At 45.4% G+C, this 21,424-nt stretch carries 17 protein-coding genes; 11 read left to right on the top strand and 6 right to left on the bottom strand.

Going from position 1 to position 21,424, the window contains the following annotated elements; all coding sequences use genetic code 11:
* Positions 1 to 2 precede the first annotated feature (2 nt).
* From AC1Q5Z_RS05425 to AC1Q5Z_RS05415, 3 genes are all read left to right on the top strand, one after another.
* On the top strand, positions 3 to 3,056 hold the full coding sequence (locus AC1Q5Z_RS05425) for a DNA polymerase III subunit alpha (protein ID WP_041515752.1): 3,054 nt from the start codon (positions 3 to 5) through the stop codon (positions 3,054 to 3,056).
* Positions 3,057 to 3,348: 292 nt separating this feature from the next.
* The gene (locus tag AC1Q5Z_RS05420) at positions 3,349 to 3,972 is read left to right on the top strand and encodes an SOS response-associated peptidase (RefSeq protein WP_041515750.1); all 624 of its coding nucleotides are present in this window, start codon (positions 3,349 to 3,351) and stop codon (positions 3,970 to 3,972) included.
* Positions 3,973 to 3,983: 11 nt separating this feature from the next.
* Positions 3,984 to 4,421 (top strand): hypothetical protein, encoded by a 438-nt coding sequence (locus AC1Q5Z_RS05415; RefSeq protein WP_041515749.1) that lies wholly within the window; start codon positions 3,984 to 3,986, stop codon positions 4,419 to 4,421.
* A 23-nt stretch (positions 4,422 to 4,444) separates the two neighbouring features.
* On the opposite strand, the gene AC1Q5Z_RS05410 is transcribed toward AC1Q5Z_RS05415, so the two are convergent.
* The 3 genes from AC1Q5Z_RS05410 to AC1Q5Z_RS05400 all read right to left on the bottom strand — a co-directional run bounded on the left by AC1Q5Z_RS05410 (position 4,445) and on the right by AC1Q5Z_RS05400 (position 5,872).
* Positions 4,445 to 4,876 carry a DUF1810 domain-containing protein gene (locus AC1Q5Z_RS05410; protein ID WP_041515748.1) on the bottom strand — a complete coding sequence of 144 codons (432 nt, stop codon included), beginning with the start codon at positions 4,874 to 4,876 and terminating at the stop codon, positions 4,445 to 4,447.
* A gap of 73 nt (positions 4,877 to 4,949) precedes the next feature.
* On the bottom strand, positions 4,950 to 5,342 hold the full coding sequence (locus tag AC1Q5Z_RS05405; protein ID WP_041515747.1) for a hypothetical protein: 393 nt from the start codon (positions 5,340 to 5,342) through the stop codon (positions 4,950 to 4,952).
* Between the two features lie 65 nt (positions 5,343 to 5,407).
* On the bottom strand, positions 5,408 to 5,872 hold the full coding sequence (locus AC1Q5Z_RS05400; protein ID WP_041515746.1) for a hypothetical protein: 465 nt from the start codon (positions 5,870 to 5,872) through the stop codon (positions 5,408 to 5,410).
* Between the two features lie 441 nt (positions 5,873 to 6,313).
* Here AC1Q5Z_RS05400 and AC1Q5Z_RS05395 point away from each other — a divergent pair, with 441 nt between their 5' ends.
* Positions 6,314 to 6,715, top strand: a complete 402-nt coding sequence (locus AC1Q5Z_RS05395) for a hypothetical protein (protein WP_041515745.1) — start codon at positions 6,314 to 6,316, stop codon at positions 6,713 to 6,715.
* Between the two features lie 4 nt (positions 6,716 to 6,719).
* Complete coding sequence (locus tag AC1Q5Z_RS05390) at positions 6,720 to 6,998, top strand: hypothetical protein (protein ID WP_123902595.1); 279 nt, start codon at positions 6,720 to 6,722, stop codon at positions 6,996 to 6,998.
* A gap of 64 nt (positions 6,999 to 7,062) precedes the next feature.
* Here AC1Q5Z_RS05390 and AC1Q5Z_RS05385 read toward each other — a convergent pair whose 3' ends face one another.
* From AC1Q5Z_RS05385 to AC1Q5Z_RS05375, 3 genes are all read right to left on the bottom strand, one after another.
* Positions 7,063 to 12,183 carry an ATP-binding protein gene (locus AC1Q5Z_RS05385; protein WP_041515743.1) on the bottom strand — a complete coding sequence of 1,707 codons (5,121 nt, stop codon included), beginning with the start codon at positions 12,181 to 12,183 and terminating at the stop codon, positions 7,063 to 7,065.
* Positions 12,180 to 13,226, bottom strand: a complete 1,047-nt coding sequence (locus AC1Q5Z_RS05380) for an MBL fold metallo-hydrolase (RefSeq protein ID WP_041515742.1) — start codon at positions 13,224 to 13,226, stop codon at positions 12,180 to 12,182. The genes AC1Q5Z_RS05385 and AC1Q5Z_RS05380 overlap by 4 nt, the downstream gene beginning before the upstream one ends.
* A gap of 125 nt (positions 13,227 to 13,351) precedes the next feature.
* A complete protein-coding gene (locus AC1Q5Z_RS05375; RefSeq protein WP_041515741.1) occupies positions 13,352 to 13,597 on the bottom strand; it encodes a hypothetical protein in 246 nt (81 codons plus the stop codon).
* 358 nt (positions 13,598 to 13,955) lie between these two features.
* Here AC1Q5Z_RS05375 and AC1Q5Z_RS05370 point away from each other — a divergent pair, with 358 nt between their 5' ends.
* The 6 genes from AC1Q5Z_RS05370 to AC1Q5Z_RS05345 all read left to right on the top strand — a co-directional run bounded on the left by AC1Q5Z_RS05370 (position 13,956) and on the right by AC1Q5Z_RS05345 (position 21,424).
* Complete coding sequence (locus AC1Q5Z_RS05370; RefSeq protein ID WP_084607888.1) at positions 13,956 to 14,855, top strand: phosphatase PAP2 family protein; 900 nt, start codon at positions 13,956 to 13,958, stop codon at positions 14,853 to 14,855.
* On the top strand, positions 14,842 to 16,362 hold the full coding sequence (gene eptA, locus AC1Q5Z_RS05365) for a phosphoethanolamine--lipid A transferase EptA (RefSeq protein ID WP_041515739.1): 1,521 nt from the start codon (positions 14,842 to 14,844) through the stop codon (positions 16,360 to 16,362). The genes AC1Q5Z_RS05370 and eptA overlap by 14 nt, the downstream gene beginning before the upstream one ends.
* Positions 16,363 to 16,401: 39 nt before the next feature.
* Positions 16,402 to 17,052 carry a DUF1345 domain-containing protein gene (locus tag AC1Q5Z_RS05360; RefSeq protein WP_084607887.1) on the top strand — a complete coding sequence of 217 codons (651 nt, stop codon included), beginning with the start codon at positions 16,402 to 16,404 and terminating at the stop codon, positions 17,050 to 17,052.
* Positions 17,053 to 17,361: 309 nt separating this feature from the next.
* Positions 17,362 to 18,036 carry a response regulator transcription factor gene (locus AC1Q5Z_RS05355; protein WP_041515737.1) on the top strand — a complete coding sequence of 225 codons (675 nt, stop codon included), beginning with the start codon at positions 17,362 to 17,364 and terminating at the stop codon, positions 18,034 to 18,036.
* Positions 18,033 to 19,298, top strand: a complete 1,266-nt coding sequence (locus tag AC1Q5Z_RS05350) for a sensor histidine kinase (RefSeq protein WP_240475520.1) — start codon at positions 18,033 to 18,035, stop codon at positions 19,296 to 19,298. Before AC1Q5Z_RS05355 ends, AC1Q5Z_RS05350 begins: the two co-directional genes overlap by 4 nt.
* Before the next feature lie 167 nt (positions 19,299 to 19,465).
* Positions 19,466 to 21,424 carry an LTA synthase family protein gene (locus AC1Q5Z_RS05345; RefSeq protein ID WP_084607885.1) on the top strand — a complete coding sequence of 653 codons (1,959 nt, stop codon included), beginning with the start codon at positions 19,466 to 19,468 and terminating at the stop codon, positions 21,422 to 21,424.

Genomic DNA, 21,424 nt, shown 5'->3' with positions numbered 1-21,424 from the left:
TCATGTTTCTCAACTGCCACTCATTCCATTCCCTGCGCTACGGCACCATACCGCTGGATGATCTGATCAGGCAGGCAGCGGATTGCGGTGTCACGGCGGCAGCCTTGACCGATATCAATACCGTTACAGGGATTTATGATTTTATAAAAGGCTGCCAGGCTCTAGGCATAAAACCGCTTGTCGGGATAGAATTCCGCTGCAGCCATAAATTGCGCTATATCGGCCTTGCGCAGAATGCCGTGGGGCTCGCCCAGATGAACCGCTTTCTGACCGAACATAACTTTGAAAAGAAGCCGCTCCCCGAAACAGCGCCGTTCTTCTCGGATGTTTTCATCATCTATCCTCTGGAAAATGCGCCCGACGAGCTGCGGCATAATGAATACATAGGCATACGTCCCGACCAGCTGCAGAAGCTCGTCGTATCGCAGTGGAGAAGACGCCGCGCCGAAATGGTGATCCTCCAGCCGGTGGTATTCCGCACCAAAAGGGAATACAACCTGCACAGGATCCTGCGCGCGGTTGACCTCAATGAGCTTCTCTCCAAACTCGAACCTGACCACTGGTGCGGCAAATCGGATGTGATGATTCCGGAAGCGGAACTTATCGCACTGTATGAAGATTATCCCGAAATCATCCAGAATACAAGGCATATCATCGAGCGCTGTAATTTTCAGTACGATTTTGAAAGTCCGAAAAACAAAAGGCATTACACCAAAAGTAAAAAAGGGGATATTGCCCTTCTGACCACCCTTGCCGAAGAAGGCCTGGTACGGAGATATGGGCGCCATAATGCAGAAGCAAAAGCGCGTGTGGAGAAAGAGCTGAAAGTCATCAATGACCTTGAATTCAGCGGCTACTTTCTGATCACCTGGGACATCATACGCTACAGCACCTTCTGCGGCTTCCTTCATATCGGAAGGGGCTCGGGCGCGAACAGCATCATTGCCTACTGTCTGGGAATAACCGACATCTGCCCATTGGAGCTTGACCTGTATTTCGAGCGCTTTTTGAATGAGAACCGCAAAAGCCCTCCCGACTTCGATATCGACTGGTCGTGGAAAGAGCGCGATGTGATCCTGAAATACATCTCAAACCGATACGGAAGCGACTATGTGGCATTCTGCGGGACTAATGTTGAATTCAAATACCGCTCGATTTTCCGCGAGGTCGGAAAGGTCTTCGGCCTGCCTAAAGACGAGCTGGATATGCTGGCGAAAAATCCAATGAAGCTCCACCAGACCAACTCAATTGTAAAGCTGGTTCAGGAATACGGCATGATGCTCGAAAAATACCCCAATATGAGAAGCATGCATTCCTGCGGGATATTGATTTCCGAAGAGCCGCTGACCAATTACACCCCTCTGGAAATGCCCCCGAAAGGATTCCCCATTGTGCTCTTTGATATGCATACGGCAGAGGATATCGGTTTTGACAAGTTTGACATCCTCAGCCAGCGGGGCATCGGGCATATTGACGATACCGTGAAGATTATTGAGAAGAACAGAGGAATCCGGATCAATATCCGCGACACGAGAATCTCAAAAAACGAACCCTCCGCAAACGTCTATCTGGCCGAAGGGAGAACCATAGGATGCTTCTATATCGAGAGCCCTGCGATGCGGGGGCTTTTGCGCCGTCTGAAATGCGATAATTATAAAACCCTTGTTGCTGCCTCTTCGATCATCCGTCCAGGAGTGGCGCAGTCGGGAATGATGAAGGAATACATATTCCGCCATAACAACCCGTCAAAATTTGAATACTTTCACCCGGTCTTTGAAAAGGAGCTCGGAGAAACCTACGGCATTATGGTGTATCAGGAAGACGTGATCAAAATTGCCCTGCATTACGGCGGGCTGTCGGCAGCGGACGGCGATATCCTAAGGCGTGCCATGTCGGGCAAGGGACGCTCTAAAGCGGCGCTCCAGAAAGTGAAGGACGATTTTTTTATTTCGGCGGCCGCAAAAGGGCATCCCGAAGCGCTGAGCCAGGAAATCTACCGCCAGATCGAATCCTTTGCAGGCTATTCCTTCTGTAAGGCCCACTCCGCATCCTATGCCGTGGAGAGCTACCAGAGCCTTTATCTGAAGGTGCACTACCCTATTGAATTTATGGTTGCCGTAATCAATAATCAGGGAGGGTTCTACAGAACTGAAATCTATGTGCACGAAGCCAGAATGGCCGGCGCTGTTATCCATACCCCCTGCGTGAATAAAAGCGGATACGAGACCGCTCTTTACGGCACCGATATCTATCTGGGATTTATGCACCTGCAGGGCCTGGATTCCAAACTATCGCTGTTCATCGCTGCTGAGCGCGAGAGAAACGGCATCTATAAATCGCTGGAAGATTTTATAAACAGGGTGCCGATGGGAATTGAGAATGTAAAGACACTTATTTTTATCGGCGCTTTCCGTTTTACGGGAAAAACCAAAAACCAGCTTCTGGTGCAGGTAAGCCTTTTGATGAATAATTTCAAGCCAGCAAATCGCGGGCTTATGCTCATTGAACAGCCTGCAAAGGAATTTAAGCTGCCTGTTCTGGAGCGCTCGATTTTTGAGGATGCCTTTGATGAAATCGAGCTTTTGAATTTCCCGGTTTCCTGCACCGTTTTTGATCTGCTCAAAACCAGATACCGAGGGGATGTGATGGTTCGGGATTTGTTAAAATACCATAAGAAGGAAGTTCGCATGCTTGCCTATCTCATCTCGACAAAACAGGTGCCTACAAAAAGGGGCAATATGTATTTCGGGACATGGATCGATCATGAGGGAGCCTATTTTGATACGGCGCATTTCCCGGACAGTCTTGTAAATAATCCTTTTCAGGGAGGCGGATGCTACCTGCTTTTGGGCACAGTGGAAGTTGACTATCATTTCCCTACGATCACCATTTCCAGAATGGCGAAAATGCCATTTATACCTGATCCGAGATATTCGGACTCGGAAAAAAGGTATTCCACACAGCACAATATCAAACAGGATGTCAGCAGCACCCACCGCCAGCCTTATCCGCAGGATCACGAAATTAATCTGCCGCGCCACAGAATGAAATTTTGAATATTTAGTTATGCAATGTCCTAAGAATGAACTAAATTTGATAGAAAAGCAGAAACAGAAAGAGGAAAACAAGCATGCCGTACATCAGTTTTCTGCTGTTTCTTTTTCTAAGCTTTTGTTTTCGCTTTTCATTTTCTTTAATAAGCCTTTCGATGCGTTTAATGTCTATTGGGTAAGATTCCATAAGATCGTTTATTCAAACTTAAGCCGTATGAAAAAGACTAAAGCCCTTAAAAGGGCAAATTAGAATCAGGATAAGACATTTTTAAAACAGCCTTTAAAACGGAATATTATGTGTTATTATACCCAGCAGAATGCCTCCATAGAAGATCTCAAAAGACGCTTTAATGCGGAACTCGACAATGAGGAAACCTATCTGCAGTCGGATTTTATAAACGGGTTCTCCCATCCAAATATCCCTGTGATACTAAATTCCTCTCCGCATCTGATCACAACGGATTACACCTGGGGATTGCTGCCTTCCTGGGCAAAGGACATCGAGTTCAGGAAAAACACTCTCAATGCCCGCATTGAATCCATTGACGAGAAAGCATCATTCAAGAATATAACACATAACCGATGCCTGATAATCGCATCTGCCTATTACGAATGGCACTGGAATGATGAGAAGGGAAAAAGCAAGGACAAGTACCAGATCAATTCGCAGGATGATGAAATCTTTACGTTTGCCGGCCTGTATTCCTCCTGGACGGATCCCCTAACAAATGAAATTAAAAACACCTACACCATGGTGACCACAAAAGCAAATGGCCTGATGCAGTACATCCATAACCATAAGCTCAGAATGCCCATTATGCTCAAACGACAGGACGAATCCGCATGGCTGGACCAGTCGGTGAAAATCGAGGATTTCGCCTTTCCCTATCAGGGAAACCTGGTCGGCTTTCAAATCTAACAGATACTGCTATGGAAATCGATAAGTTTAACGGAGTCACAGACTCTGAATTTATAGAATACTTTAAAATTGACCTTCATTCCCGAATGGAGATCATCAATTACACCTATCCCTATGAACTCCTTGACGAAGACGGCGGCTTCGGCGAGCATGTGCAAAGATGTGTCGGGCTGCTGAAAGACTACATCATCGTCTGCCACAGGGAGGCAAAAGCTGCCTTAAGGTGGCAGCAGAAAGAGGCTCTGGAAAATGATGGCGAGCCAGGCACCGAAATGGAATTGGGGCAGATGGTCCAGGAAACTCCCGAGGAAAAAACCAATAGGCTGGAAATGGAAAAGAATCAGGAAAAGGAAGAGTCGGCAGCCAAGTACAGGGAGCTGAGCAATGAGATAAATTGCCTGATCGACGGGCACCGCGAGAAGGTAAAAATTATCTACGTCGACCTGTGAGGTTTGGATAGAATCATTAGAACCTAATTTTGAGTCCCGAGAATGGAAATTGTTTTCTCATCCAAAATGCCGCCATAGTATTTCTGAAGCACTTTTCCGAAGACCGGATCCGCATCGGCAATCCTGCTGAACAGCGTCATGCAGGACCTGAGCTTCCGCTGGTCAGGCTTTCCGAAAATCTCCAGCGCGGTTTTTCCGTTCAGTCCCAGGACCGCCTGTGAAACCTCGACAAGACGTTTGCCCAGCACCGGATCGTTAAGATATTCCCTGGCTTCGTCCAGGTCTTTTAGGCCAAAATATACATTATAGTCCGTAAAACCCAGACCCCTGATCTGCGGGAAGACAAACCACATCCAGTGGCTCTGCTTGCGTCCGCTTCTGATTTCTTCCAATGCCCGGGCGTAGGTGTCCTGCTGCGCGCTGATAAATCTTTCAATGCCGTCTTCTGGATTCATCTCTCCTCTATTTTAAATTTATAATTGGCCTGCTTGATCCTTTTGCGCAAAGAACAGCAGTGAGGAACGATTTTCAGAACACTTCCTGATACAGAAGCTCGATTGTCACCTCTCTTTTTGCGGATCCCTCCTCCACGAAGATCGTGGCCCATCTTGGCTCGAAATTTTCGACCAAGAAATGGAAGGCGCTCATTATTTCATCCGCCGCACTCTCCAGATCGATGCCAAGATTCTTTTCATATCCGATGATACGGTAGAAGATGCCGTTCTCCAGCAGCTCATCCTGACCGTCTGCCGTGTTGTCCGGTGCCGGTCCAAAACAGAAAATTTCTGTGCCTCCGAAACCAAGCACACCGGCTAAATGGCTGCGGACCGATAAAAACAGGGTCTCGTCACTCAGGCCGTAAGGCACGTCCAGCTCTCCGGCTCTAACGGTCAGCGCTAAATCTTCAAAATGCAGTTCCATAAATCGAAAATTAAGAGATTAAAAGGACGGCATATGATCCGAAAATCTCACCAGAAAATCCGAAATCAGTCTAGGATGCCTTTCCCGAAAACCTTCTCAATCTGATAGATATAGCTCTCCAATATCGGGCTGGACAGAAAAAAACGGCTCACTGCTGTGGCCTTTGCATCGGTCTTCTGGCTGTCAAAGGAGCGTTCCAGCAGTGTGGTATAGTCTCTTAGCTGGTCCTTGTCCAATATTTTTCGCAGGTTCCTTTCCGTATTTACGTAGGACTTGAGCATCGGAAAATCATTGTTGTCGTCCGTTTCATAGCGCTCGAGTCCGGACTTTATATCATCATATTCTTCTTTGAAGAGGCTCAGGACATCCTTCATATTATGCGCGTAAAATATGTTGGGAATGAGTCCCGCCTTATACTCTGCATAATGCTGCTGTGATGCGGCGGGGCTTTCCAGGTACTTCTCAAAGGTCTGTATCCTGAAAATATAATCCGTTTCAAAAATATTACGGTCCTGATAATCAATATCCATACTGTACTGTATTAGTTCTTATGCCTAAAGTTAGCTAATTTTTTAATTCCAGCCTTCTAAAAAAACGATCTGCACAGTAATTAAAATTCGGCAGTTTTAAATCCGCTGTTTAGTCCATGCCCGTTTCTGCGGGAAATGAAAAGAAGCTCTGCCGATACTAGCGGATCAAAATCCACCTGCTTTCTTCATTGGGTGATTCACCCAAAAATCCAGAAGATATGAACGAATATTCGTATCTTCAGCCATAAATTTAAAATTGGCGTAATACGGAAAACCGTAACCTCGAGATTATTATAGGGCTATATTTACAGAATAAATCTGCTGTTGTGCTTTAAACAGCAGGCAATAATGCCGAGAAAATTTAATTCCTGATCTTATTTCAAATCGTGTATCAAACTTTAGATCAGAAGGATATATTTTATTAACGTAAAAGAAGGTTAAATGAAAAAAGAAACGCTGCTGCCCATACTGGCGGTTATAATGTCGTGCAGTTCGAAACCGGGCTATGGCAAAATGGTTGAAACCACTTATAATTTAAATGCAGGGGCAGTTAACCGCATCATGAGCTCGGACACCGCTTCTGCAGATTACATTACAGTTGAAAAACAGGGAAATATTTTTATATTTGAAAACACACATAATTCCATATTTAAGGTTTCAAAAAATCCTGCCAAAATTGAAATTATTGATGCTCAGGACAAAACCTCCACCTACATGGAAGAAAGAGGCTATAAGATCACAGCTAAAAAAAACAGCGATACTTTAATTATCCGTTTTTTCCCAACCGGATCTACGCCGGCATCGGTGTTTAAATTTGGAATTGAATATAAATTTTACAAGTAATACCATGAATGAACTAATCTGCCACTTTTTATGTGCGCTTACTGATCAGGAGATTGTAAATCTGTTTAATGGATGCATCTCGGCTCCGAATCCTGATAATGCATATGCCTTAATTTATAATTCAGCAGACCCGCAGTTTTATTTTACGGATACCTTCAATGAAGACGTTAAGCCAAATTCCCATTATATTGTAGTTGGACTGTTTTATCTCCATGAGATTAACGACCTGTCTGCACTAAAGGCAAAGATACAGTCATTAAAGACAAAATGGTGCGGTTCATAAATACCGTGAATCTTTTTTATCTTTTCTGTATTTTTTTCCGAGTTACTGAAAAATGTCACCAATTTTACGGCAGTCCTTTTGAAGATATGAAATCTTCACGGATTATATAAGCTGTGGAAGAAGCGCTCTGATCTATCAGCTTGTCCAGCAGCGCAATAAAATCATTCCTTAATCTGGCAGATGCCGTGATTTCTCTTCTCATGCGGCCGTCGTAATAGGTCTGGATAATAATTTTTTCAAGATAAAAATCCCAGTCTTTATTTCCGGGCCACTCTTTTTTAATGCGTTCAGCCAGCCAGCTGACAGCGTCAGGCATTAATTCCTCAAATCCAATGCCGGCTGTTAATCTTCCGGAAGATTCAAGATCTCCCCCCTGGAGTATAAAAGTTTCAAAAAAATGCTTTTTATTTTTTAGGGGATTCCAATCTAACTGCGTTAAGGAAAGTATGCGATGGTTGAATAGAAAGGCTTTATCAAAAATAAACATCTTAGCCGTTAAAATCTTATGGCTTAAATAACTCCATAAAATCCAGAAATTTGCCGCTTTGGATTCATCATTTAAAAACTGGTTTACCACTTCCTCCAGGCACTTAACGGTAAAATCATATCTTTTATCGGAATAAAAGATTTTTACGCCATCTGCATAAGCCCAGTCAATTAATGCTTTAAAGTTCTCAATTGCAGTATCCTCAGGCTGGCTGAGTAAAAACAGTGCAAATTTTTCTTGAAAAAACTGCTGCAGGGTATGATGGATCGTGTCGTCATATGGATCGGAATCTTTTGCAAAGGTTTCAAAAATGAAACTCAAGACATTCTTGAAATAGTCCCGAAGAATTTTGAGTTCTGTTTCAGCCGGCACCAGTTTTAAAGCTTCGAAAAGCCAGTCGCCTGCATTTGACTGATATTCAGGAATTGCAATCTGCACTGGGGTTTCCTCTTTAGCGACCCTATTCATAATGGCATCAATAGCGGCGCTGTATTGTTTAAGGGCATCGTTGTATTTGATATGCCCAGCAATGCGGCCTTTGGGTTTATAATGGGGATTTATTTTTAACCTTATTCTATAATGTGCTGTTTTTATAATGGAAAATAAATTTCTTTTATAAGATTTATATCCGCTTAAATGCTCCAGCCTGTGCTTAAGGTGCGAGAATTTTGAATACTCCACAATGCAGAAGATGCAGTTTAATACAAAACCGGGATCATGCTTCCATAGGTAGCTGTTAATTGACGCTCTCAGGGAATTGTGCTCGGATCTCTGATGAAAATGCGTTAAGTAATAAAGAATATTCTGCTTGTACATCTTCTTTTGCGTCTCATCCGACTTGAGCATCAAAATTGGAACAACAGAAAAGGCAGCTTCTGTTTCATACACCGTGTATTTGGAATTCGTAAAATCCATTAGCCTATTTTCGAAAAGTTCGTATTTAAAGAGCTCGTTTACTTTTGTTTCACACCATTCTCTTTCTGCTGCGCTTAATGACCTATAGAAATCCCTGATTCCCATTGCAGCCACCAGCACGGGCTGGTTATGCATCTTGGAGATGTTTTTATTATCCTGGGCATCCACAGAGATTTTGTGGAACTCCGACCATTTTTCATAACTGTCCTCTTCCACGGTTTCATGCTTAAATTTCTGCATGCACCAGTATGCTGCATAAGAAACGGTATGGTTCTCTTCCTGCTTCGTCTTATTTTCCTCGACAACCTTTTGCAAGTCATCCTCCAGTTGTGTTTCTAACAGATAGCCGTTTTCAACTTCCTTTACTATTCTTAATTTTCTGCGGTCTATCCGGGCAAGTGCAAAACGCCAGTTTTGGTCTGTCGGGTTTTCCAGATTAAAATTATCTATGATCCCAAAGATTTCGGTTTGAAACTCGCCAAGGCTAAGGTTTATAACCAGATCTTCAATGCTTTTGCTTCTATGCTTTAGTGTTTGGAAATTCTGCAGCTGCAGGTGGCGCAGCTGGCGGTGCTTTTTATAGCTCAGAGGACTGTAGGCTTCTGATTCTTTAAGGCACCTGTGGAAATCCAGATGATAAATCTCCCTTATTTTCAGTAAAGGAAAAATTCTTCTTCCGGCAAGATCCATATGCTCATTAGCGACACTTATAAGCACTGCCGACCCCATGACGCTGTTGCATCTGGTTAAAAAAGCCTCAAAGGTGTAGTCCCAGGAAGCCTTTAAAAATTTAGTGTACTGGTCATGCTTGTTCTCTTTTATATCTCGGCCGATCTGCAGCAGATAGCACTCGGCTGCCATTAGGCAGGATTTCAGAACATCGGGCGAATTAAAATAGGTTCCTCTGAACATCATCCATAATGAAGGGCTGGCATGCTGTTTAATCTCTCTTCCGTCGTCCATTATAACAGTTATCTGCGAACGGTGGTCGGCAGGATGCAGAAATTCATTGTCCCGGCCGAAATCGGACTTGATATAGGAATCGGCAGCGTGATTAAATAGCTTCACTAAAAAATCTACAGTTGCAAAGGGAGAATACAGCAGAAGGTTCAATATAGGCGTTTCATAAGGGCTTCCAGGTGAATAATGCCTTTCTGTGCTCCTTCTGAAGCCGAAATCCTGTTCAGTGTGCATCATCGACCGGTGGTACGGCCCCAGGATGGACTGCCTCTTCATTTCTGCAATCTGCTCAGGAGTCGGCGGATAATAAAACCATTTGCTTTCTGCAATTTCAAGGACAAGTTCAGGATAATTTTTGCATATTTTCTGCCCTTCGTACCCGTCAAGGGCATACTCTAAAATCTTGTCATACAGATTGCCGATTTCAAAATCAGCATCCCTGTTTTTATTTCTAAACGCATCCTCTATTAATGATTTCAATTCATCTTTGACAAAGTCAGACAGACGGAAAAGCATTAATATTCCATTTTCAAGATTCTCAGTTTTAGCCCTTCCCTGGCCAGATGGGACACCTGATGTAAAATTACTGTAAAACCATATTAAAATTTTAGCCGCATGCTCGGCCTCGGCAGGAAACGGTCCGTTTTTTTTCAGGCCTTTCTCCCACTGCAGCAGCATTGATAGTATCAATCTCATCTGTGGCTGCAGCAGATTCAGGTTTAAGAAAATAAATTCAATGAGATTGGCCCATACTTCACCGTAGGGAACCAGATTGATATTGTGATATACCTGAGTCCTTTTGTCCACATCCAATGCGTTCAGGAGGGAAAAATCCGGCTTCTGGCAAGAAACCCGAACTAAAAAAATTATCCTTATGAAATATTTAAACTGATCTAAAAATAGAAAATCCTTGTTTTCCCGCAGAAAATCACTGCTGTAATGCGACTGCATGACAGCAACTAATATTTCATCCTTCCAGTAGTTTTGGATTGCCGAATCGTTGAGGGTTGATTTTACGAGCTGGCCTGCAGATCCGTCCATTGCCTGTATTTTTTCTGATATCCAGATTCTGAAGGCTCGCCGGACTGCCGGAGCGGTTCCTATTGCATCATAAAAAGCGCCGTAATTGTCCTCTTCAGCAATGTACTGCAGATAATTGCTGTCAATATGCCTTGTCAATGCCCAGTCCTCATAGATGTCATGAGCTGCCGCAAAGCTTCTTCTGTATACCGGTTCGGGATCAATAATATGGTCAGCGGTCAGCTCGTGAAGTATGTCAGCACGTGCGTGCTCAACAGTTGCATATGCGCTCATTGCCGATGCCCTCTTCAGGGCAATTTCCATAAATGTCTCACCGCGCAGCTGTCTTTTTCGGGGATCTGATTCCTTTTCGCGCCCTTCAATCACATATTCCCACATGATCTGTTTGAACCTTGCTTCAGTATCAATATCATCTTTTACCGAATTCTGAGGTAAAGACACTGCCTTATCCAGATTAAAGGGAATCTGGAGAACTTTCAAAAGGGATTTATTTTTTGCTAACGTTCTCAGCATCGGATAGCTCTCAGCGATGCATTCCAGCTCCGCTGCATCAAGCGCAGGCACATCAAAATCGGGAAAAGCGGGAAACTGCCTTAAAAAACGGATTTTTAAATGCTCGGCCGCATAGCTCCTGCAGGTAAACACTAATGTAATATTCTCTCTTTTAAAAAGCAGTTCAAAAAAATCCAATATTGTCTCAGCATTATCCGTTTCAAGTATTTTTTCGATGCTATCTATAAGGAAAATTTTCTTTTTACCGAATTGCGGGGAATCAAGAACCTCTGAAAGGGATATGCCAAAGCAGAAGGGCTTATCTGCAAATATCTCCTCGATGCTTTTTTTGTCCAGCTGCTCGCCCTGAAAAGCAAATATTTCAAAATCGCTTTTTAGTCCATCCAAAATCTTCTTAACCATCGCCGATTTTCCGCTTCCCGGCTTTCCTGTAAATATTGCCAGCTTGCCGTTTTTTATAACTTCCAAAGCAGCGGCTGAAATTTCGGTCCTCGGCAGGTTGACTTTTCCAACGCTGTCTCGTATTCTTGAAAGCACCCTGAAAGAATTTTCATTAAGCTTTTCAGCTGCTTCAAGCACAGTAGGGTCTGTCTCTATCTGCAGCAATGATAAAAGGGGCAGCGATCTTGACGCCAGAAGATCATTTACCAGAGAAAGATCGATCCCCAATATTCTTTTATTTTTTGTCTCATAGGCAAGAAATAGGCCGCAGCAGAAATATCTGTCATTCACTTTAACAAATACCGGACTTCCCGAATAGCCTTCCACAAGGTTGTCGTCATTGTACTCCCCGGTCAGGGGATCTGATACTTCAATCTGTATCTGCCTTTCGTAATCTCTATCCTTAAGGGGCATCAAATGGTGCAGCGTTCTTTTTAATTGATTAAGAACCACTTTAGGAAAACCTGTTATCTCAAGCTCATGGACTTTAGCCGGCACCAGGCAGATTTCAGGGCATTTATCATAGTTAAGCGATACGGGAAGGAATTGCTTTTTGACTATCAGTACTCCTATATCTTCACTTGCATTGTTTTCGCCAAATAATATTACATCCCCATCATGCAGCTTATACTCAGACCATCCATTATCAGTAAGAAATCCGACTGACAGCTCATTGCAATCCCATGCAATCCCATTATCCCCAACCAGAGCATGTCTTGCCGTAAAAACATAGGCCTCTTCTGATTGGCCGGCCGGCGAATATATAAGTCCGCTGCTGAATCCCTGGGGATTTTCAATTCTTACTATAAAATCTTTCTCTGCTGTCATCCTATTTCAAAGTGAAGGTGGCTGTTTCCCGGCTGGGGAAATATTAGATTAGTATTAAATTCTGGATCTGCTTTAAAAATGTTCCTTGTAAGTTCATTTTCCTGCGTGATAAAAAAATTGATGTTTTTATCGGGATTGGCGCGAAGCACTTTCACTAAAGTTTCCTTGTTGGGCAGATTTGAACGGTTATATCCATCTGCTGAAATAATGTAATTTTCGCAGTCAACCAGCTCCAGTAGAGCATTGCTTGTATTATACCTGCTTCCGTGATGGGGAATCTGCATATGCTTTAGCTTGATCTTCTGCCCTCCGAATTTTCTCCTGATAGCCGAGACAAGTACATCAGGATGGCTGTCGGCAGTAAACAGAAATGATTCGCCGTTGAACTGCAGCATAAAACTTATGCTTGATCCGTTTTCCACCGAAACATCCTTCACTTCCCTGGAAGTGTCGAAATCTTCAATCCTCCTGCCGTAGTCATTATTTCTAATGCTTTTTAAAGATGAAGGCTCCTTATCCCTCATTTTCACTTCCTCATTTTTCCACAGCTTGAGAAGCGAATTGTATTTTGCATTGTCGGGAGACAGGATAATCAATTTGGCTCCCCATAAATCAATCAGGGGGTGGCTGTCGGTTATGTCCTGTTTTACATGTGAATGGGCTGCAAGGTACTCCCTAAGGGTAATGCCCTGCTTGACATTTTTTAAGTTATTGCTCCGGATGCCGGTGTCATAGTCCCAGTTGGAATAATTGAACCAGAAAGTGGTTCTGGAGAGATCCACGGCTTTCAGAAGGTCAGCATCTTTAAGAAGACGGAGAATTCCGCCTATATGATCATCATCAATGTGGGTGATGATCCATATATCAATTATTTCTTTTCTGACGTTGGCTATTTCATGCAATCTCTTTCTGAGCCCTGACTCATAAAGGCGGCTCTTCTCGCTGCCGCCGTCAATTATGATGTTGTGCGTTTTATCATCAGTGCCTTTAAAATTAATATGGATGGCATCCGCACAGCCTGCATCCAGAAAATCAATGTTCATCAATGCGCCAAAAGTTTTTAGTAAGATTTTTTATAAAATTACAATTATTTGCAGCATGTGCAACCTTAAAACCAAAAAGTGCTTCTGCCTTCACAACCGAAGCAGCTTTTATTTGAAAATTGAACCTATTCGATCGTTACAGTATCCAGGATGTTTTCCTGATTTATAAATGCAGCGATATACTGCTTAACTTCGACTTGCTTTTCAGATGGCGTTTCAAAGGTATTGATATGAAACTCCTCATCCTTGTCCAGGATGTGGATAATCTCGGTATAGCCTTTGGAAATCAGGCTGCCCTTGAGCCTAAGGATGGTATGCTGCTGGCGGGCATCCAAATCTTTTCTCACTTTTAGTCGTATCGCTTTTTCCATTTTGAAAGATCTGACCGTTGGTCTTGGGTGGATTCTAAATCCAAATATACCTATTTACATTCGGCGCATGCAAAATTTCAGTGTTAAAATAATGCGCCGGCGAATGTTAAAACGCATTGGATCGGCAGAAAAAAAACTGCTCGCATTGAGAGACTTGCTGCTCTTCTGAAAATTTTAAAATATTTTTAATAATCTGATATACAAACAAATAAACACTAAAATTATCCAAAATAAAAGTCTGTGAAATGAAAATTCAGGATGATTACAAAATTGGATTGTAAACTTTCGGGAAAAAAGAATCGATATGTTTTGCCCTGGTTAAGCCAGTGTAAAACAATGATTAACAAAGTCCTAGAAAATGCGCCAATTATTCCTCGAAAATGCCGATGGGGGCATCGAAAAAATCACGTCCGAAAAGGCCAATCCCCTTTTGGATCTTTATGTTTCATTCAACTTCTCAAGGCTGCGGCCTACCCTTTTTTTCCTGCCTGCGGTGCTGCTGCTGCTAATCGCCGCGTTCCTTTTCATGCTCGATGCGCTGCGCGCCGAATCGTATATCCTGATCCAGAGGGAATATTTCTTTATGCTGAATGCCACCCTGTCCCAATATCCTGAAATGCAGTACAATCTCACCGAAACCGGAAATACGCTGGTGGTGGCGTCGCTGCTGAGCATTTTTGTGCTGCACGCGCCTAAGATATGGGAGTCTCTTGCCTCTGCCCTTCTGGTTTCCTGCCTGTTTTCCAGCGTGCTGAAAAAGCTCTTTCATGTCCCAAGGCCGGCAGCTTTTTTTGACAACGGCAGCTTTATTATAATCGGAAGAACCCTCTCAGGGCACAACAGCCTGCCCTCAGGGCATTCCATCACCATTTTTACGGCGCTTTCCATCCTTATGTTTGCCTTTATGCCTGCCAGGCTGATAAACAGGATCTTTTGGTGCACACTTTTTGTGTCAGCAGGTCTCGCGCTTGTCCTCACAAGGGTTGCCCTAGGAGCGCATTACCCCATTGATGTTCTTGTCGGGGGCATCATAGGCTACTTCTGCGCCCTTGCCGGCATATTTATCTCAACAAGGTACCGCATCTGGAAATGGATCGGAAACAGGAAATACCACCCCTTTTTCATCATTGCCTTCACGGGATGCTGGCTTGCGCTGGCCTTCAGGATCATGCAGGAGCACCTTTTCATATTCTGCCTGTCTTTATTCGTTTTGACCATATCACTATATAAAATTACCGCCGCATATGTTAAAAGGTAAACTACCGGCAGCCCGCATGGCAGCCTTAATCAGCCTGGCCAACTGCCTGTTCTTCCATATCCCCTTCTTCTCTTTTGTGGTCGGGAACCTGAATTACGCGGGTTTCAGCGGCATTATGACCATCGCCAGCCTCATCGCGCTGATGCTGGTGCTGGATTTCCTGGTCTTTTACCTGCTGCTTTACCTTACCGGAATTTTCGGCAGAATTCTCATTTCGCTCTTTTTTGCCCTCAGCGCGGCAGCCCTGTATTTCATCAATTCCTACAGCGTGATCATAGACGAAAGCATGGTGGGGAATATCCTCAACACCAATTATGCTGAATCAAGCGCCTATTTTTCGATCAGGCTGGCGCTTTATGTGCTCGTGCTCGGGATAGTTCCCTCGGCCGCGCTCTTGAGGATAAAGATCATAAAGGAGCCTCTTAAAAGGTTTGCGGCGCTCTGCTCAGGCAGCCTGCTCATTGCGCTGGCGCTGGTATTTATCAATTCAGCCGGCTGGCTTTGGATCGACAAGAATTCCAAAAAGCTGGGAGGGCTTGCAATGCCATGGTCTTATGCGGTCAACACCTCCCTGTTTTACGTGCACCAGTACAATAAAAACCAGAAGGAAATCCTGCTTCCCGATGCCCGCATCAGGGACAGGAAGAAATCCATTGTGGTGCTGGTCATCGGGGAATCCGCAAGAAGGGCCAATTTCTCGCTGTACGGCTATCCGAAGAACACCAATCCGCTGCTTTCCAAAACTGAAAACCTGCATATCTTCAATGCTGTCTCCTCGGCAACCTATACCACCGGCGGCGTGAAGGCGATACTGGACCATAAAAAGACCGATGAGCTTTATGAGATTCTGCCCAACTACCTGTACCGTAACGATGTCGAGGTCATCTGGAGGACCGCCAACTGGGGAGAGCCGCCGCTTCATATCAAAAATTACCAGGACCGGAAATACCTAGGCGCTGCATGTCCGGGCAGGGAATGCGCATACGACGAGGTCCTGCTTAACCTTTTCCGGGAGCAGATCCTGGCCAGCAGCAGGGACAAGATATTTCTGGTGCTGCATACCAGCACCAGCCACGGCCCCAGCTACAGCAAAAAGTACCCTCCGGCGTTCCAGTATTTCAATCCGGTCTGCACCAGCGTCGAGCTTGCTGACTGCTCAAAGCAGGAACTGATGAACGCCTACGACAATACGATAGTTTATACCGATTACCTGCTCAGCCGCGTGATCCAGAACCTGAAAGAGCTCAAGGAATTTGACAGCACTATGATTTTTGTTTCGGACCACGGAGAGTCGCTCGGCGAAAAAAATCTCTACATGCACGGCCTGCCGATGAGCATTGCTTCAAGGGAGCAGTTTGAGATTCCTTTTATTGTCTGGGTTTCGCCCGGCTCAAAAAAACTGAAAGCCGATAAAACCGCATCCCAGTACCATGTCTTCCACAGTGTGCTGAACTTTCTGAATATAGAAAGTCCCATCTATGATGAAAATATGAACATTTACCAATAGCATTCAAACAACCGGCACAAGCCATAAAAATAATTTCTTATGAATGGAACAGTATTTATAAACCGGCTCAGCAACAGGTCAAGGCTGGCAATTTCCGCTTCGGCGGGACTGCTCACCGCCGTTGTCCTTGAGATCGGAACCAGCAGGCCCTCGGTGCACATCATGGCGGTATGGCTGGCTTTTTCCCTAACCCAGCTGTTCTTCTCCTGGTTCACCATCCTGACCTGCCGCGTGGATGAGCTCAAGAAAAGTGCCAAAGACCAGGACTCGGGACGCGCTGTGCTGTCCCTGTTCATGCTCCTTACAACGGCCGTAAGCCTTCTGGGCATCTTGCTGCTGTATGTTTCAGCCGATCAGAAGACCGGTTCCGAGCTGGCGCTGCATGTGGTGATGACCCTCTCATCGGTGGGAACGGCCTGGGCGGTGGTCCATACCACGTTCGCCTTCAAATACGCCAATCTCCATTATTCGCTCAACGGCCTTGATTTTCCCGGAAAAGGCGAACCTGACTATCTCGACTTTGTCTATTTCTCATTTGTGATCGGCACAACCTTTCAGGTGTCCGATGTCGCCATACTGGACAGGAAGATAAGGAGGACCGCGCTGGTGCACGGGGTGCTTTCCTTTATGTTCAACACCACCATACTGGCATTGAGCATCAATATTATTTCCAGCATGGTGCAGCGCTGAGCAATTAAACCCTATAGGGCATTTATACGCTCCCAGACTCTTTTTTTTGATGTGATTCTCCCGGCATCCAGTTTTCATGGCTGGGGGAATCTTTATCAAAGCCCCGAAATCTTAAGGCAGATTTTGCTAAAAAAACGTGCTGCAGGCAAAAATTCAGAATTAATTCAAAATTGAGCCGTATTATTACAGACTGTAATATAAACGGCACAGCCGTTTTATAAAAATGATGCCCCGCAGCGCATATATTGCCATAAATTCTTAAATTTAGTGGGCATATGCACTGTCATGGGGCGGTAAGAAAATGGCATCATGAAAATTTTAATCATAGAAGACGAACAGGATATCGCTCAAAGCATACAGAGCTATTTCAAGGACAATGGCGTAAAATGCGAAACGGCGCACAATTATGCGCAGGCCGTGCATAAGATCGATAATTACGATTACGACTGCATACTGCTTGACCTTAGCCTTCCCGACGGCAACGGTTTTGACATCCTCAGGGAGCTGAGAAGCAAGGACAAAACCGACGGGGTGATAATCATATCGGCAAAAGAGACCCTGGAAACAAGGCTGGAGGGCTTCAGTCTGGGAGCCGACGACTACCTCACAAAACCCTTCCATCTTGCCGAACTGCTGGTAAGGATGCAGGCACTGGTAAGACGCAGGAACTTCAGGGGAAGCAACAGCGTGGTGTTCCAGGAGATCAGGATCGAGGTGTTCACCAAAACGGTCCTTGTAAATGAACAGAAAATCGAGCTGACCAGAAAGGAGCTCAACCTTCTTCTGTTCCTAATCGGCAACAATGACAAGGTCCTGTCAAAGGCCGCCATCGCCGAACACCTATCGGGCGACATGGCCGATATGCTCGACAGCCACGATTTCATATACGCACACATCAAAAACCTGAAAAAGAAGCTTTCAAAAGCAGGTTCGGGAGATTATATTAAAACCGTTTACGGCGAAGGATACAAATGGGAAAAATGAATACCAAAAAACTGCTCAGCAAAACCACGCGCGATTTTCTTATCCTCGCTGCCGTAATTCTCACAATCTGCGCTCCGATATTCTACTTTGTGAGCCAGTGGCTTTTTATCTACGAAACCGAAGAGGTGCTCGTGCAGCATAAAAATGCATTCATTAACCAATCCAGCCGCAATTTCACTCCCGAAGACATCAAGACCTGGAACAGGTACAACCTGCATTTCACCATTATGCCCGATATGGGCGTAAAAAAAGATTCCATAGTCGGCACCATGATCGAAGACTCCACGGCTGAGGAAAAAGAGCCTTTCCGCATCATTTACGCCCCAGTGGAAATTGCCGGCAGAAAATACACCTACACCGAAAAGATCCACCTGCTGGAAATGGAAAGGATGGTGTTCACCATAGCTGGCATGTTCACCTTTATCCTTCTGGTGCTTTTTATCGGCATAGTCTGGCTGTCCAAGAAAACGGCATCCAAACGATGGAAGCCCTTTTACAATACCCTGGACCAGATCCATGAGTTTGAGATCGACAAAAGCAAGCCCCCGCACTTTATCCAGTCTGGAATCGATGAATTTGAACGCCTGAACAGAAGCCTTGAGGCGCTGATCGAAAAAAATACGGCCATCTACAAAAGCCAGCGCGAGTTTGTGGAAAACGCCGCACATGAGCTCCAGACGCCCCTCGCGCTGTTCCAGAACAAGATCGACACCCTTTTCCAGATGCGGCTCGACAAGGACCAGACTCGGGTGCTGGGCGCCTTGAGTAGGGATGTCGCAAAACTCAACAGGCTCAACAAAAATCTGCTGCTGCTCTCCAAAATAGAGCATGAGATCTATCTGGAAAAAACCTGCATCTCGGTTAATGAGCATATAGAAAAGCATCTGGACTTCTTTACCGAGCAGGCCGGCCAGAAATGGGTCGCCATTAATGTGCAGCTGTCCGAAAAGCTTGAAATAGAAGCCAACCCTGTCCTTGCCGAAATCCTTATCAACAACCTGGTGCTTAACGCCATCCGCCATAACCGCACCGAGGGAAATATCATAATCAGGACCCTGGATCGCGAGCTGATGGTCCTCAACACTGGTACGGCCGAACCGCTTCCCATCGAGAAGCTCTTCGGACGTTTCTTCAGCGGCGGCACCTCGGCAAACGGCAGCGGGCTGGGTCTGGCCATCATCAAAAAGATAACCGAGATAAGCGGATGGAAGATCTCCTACTCCTATTATAATGATTTCCACTGCTTCAGCGTAAAGTTCTAGCGGCGGCACCTGATCGCGCAGGAAGCTTCCGCTCGGATCCAGCATAGCTGCGCCAGGCTGCAATGCGCTTTTTTTTCATAAACAGGGTTAATATTTCTTAATAAAAACCAAAAATTCAGAATGACTACAACATTGCAATGTAAACTTTGCTGAGTTATTATTGAGTTATGGGTAAATTGTCTATCAGAACCGGCAGATACGCACTGCTGGTTCATTTTATTGCATGGTTTCTGCTGTTTTCGCAGCTGCTGCGCATCATCCTTTTTATCTGGCAGCATGGCCAGGTCTCGCAAAGCATTTTTGATGTCATCCGCACGCTCCTTACAGGGCTTTTTTTTGATATCGGAACCATCGCGCTGATTTCTTATCCTGCCGTTCTATACTATACCGTATTTGCGGGAAGATGGACCGGCTCGATGGCCGACAGGATCGTAATCTGGTTCTTTACGGCGCTGAATGTTTTCATACTGGTTTTCACCTTTCTGGCCGAAATCACCTTCTGGGAGGAATTCAGGACCCGCTTCAATTTCATTGCGGTGGACTACCTGATCTACACCTACGAGGTCATTGCCAATATACAGGAGTCCTATCCTCTGCCGCTTCTCGTGTCAGCTGTCGTGATAGTTACCGCACTTGTGCTTTTTGCCTTTTACAGATCAAGAGCCTTTGCCGCCGCATTCGCCCACAACACGGACATAGTGAAGAGGGTTTCCATATTGCTGCTCTTCACGGCCGCGGCATCCTTTTATATCACTTTTATCTCCAGCAGCCTGGCCGAATGGTCGCCCAACCGCTACAATTCCGAAATTTCCAAATCGGGCATCTATTCCTTTTTTGCCGCTTTTCGCAATAACCAGATGAAGTACGAGCAGTTTTACACCTCCATCGGCAATGACCGCGCGTTCAGCATCGTCAAATCAAAACTGGCAGACAGCACGGTATCCTTTGCCACTACAGGCTACTCGATCCACCGCAGCATAAAGGACGTCCAGTCGCCGCTGCAGCGCAGCAACGTGGTCTTTATCCTCATGGAAAGCTTCAGTGCGGATTTTATGGCCCAATTCGGAAACAGGCAGAACCTGACCCCTTTCCTGGACAGCCTTGCCCAGAAAAGCGTCTTTTTCACCGGCATGTACGCCACCGGAACCAGAACCGTGCGCGGCATGGAGGCGCTGACACTGTGCATACCTCCCACCCCGGGACAGTCGATTGTCAAAAGGCCTGAAAACCGGGACCTCTACACCATCAGCAATGTCTTCAGGTCCAAGAACTATGACTGCAGCTTTTTTTACGGCGGCGACGGCTATTTCGACAACATGAACTCCTACTTCGGAGGCAACGGCTTCAGCATTTATGACCGCGGGCGCGGAAGCGTGCTCAGCGACCGCATCAGCACAGTGAGGCATAATATCGCAGACAGCGAGGTCACATTTGAAAATGCATGGGGAATCTGCGATGAGGACATATTCAATAAAATGCTAAGCACTGCCGACCAGAAGCATAAGCAAGGAAAGCCGTTCCTGAATTTCGTGATGACCACCTCCAACCATAGGCCCTACACCTATCCTTCGGGCCGGATAGACATCCCGTCGGGAACGGGACGCGAGGGGGCTGTCAAGTATGCCGACTATGCCCTGAAAAGGCTCTTTGCCCAAGCGTCTAAAAAGCCCTGGTACAAGAATACCGTCTTCATTGTCGTTGCCGACCACTGCGCCAGCAGCGCAGGAAAGGATGAGATAGACATTGCCAACTACCATATCCCCGCCTTTATCGTCAATATGCCCGAAACGGCCAGCCGCAAGGTGGATAAGCAGTGCTCGCAGATCGATCTCTGGCCTACCGTATTTTCGATGTTCAAATGGCACTACGAATCCGATTTCTTCGGCAGGGACATCCTTGACCCGGATTTCGAGCAGCGGGCGTTTCTGGGGACATACCGCAAGCTCGCGCTCATGAAAGGCAGCCGGGTTATGATACTTTCCGACCAGAAGAAGCAGGCCTTCTACAGCTGGAAAAAATCAGACAACAGCCTCACGCCCCTTCCGATGGACAGGCCCTTTCTTGAAGAGACCATCGCATGGTACCAGACCGCTGACTACCTTTTTACAAACAAACTTTTAAAATAA

Source organism: Flavobacterium sp. GW823-FHT06G12, from assembly GCF_058794775.1.
Note: the sequence above shows the minus strand (reverse complement) of the source record. Positions and strands in the feature narration are given on the sequence as shown.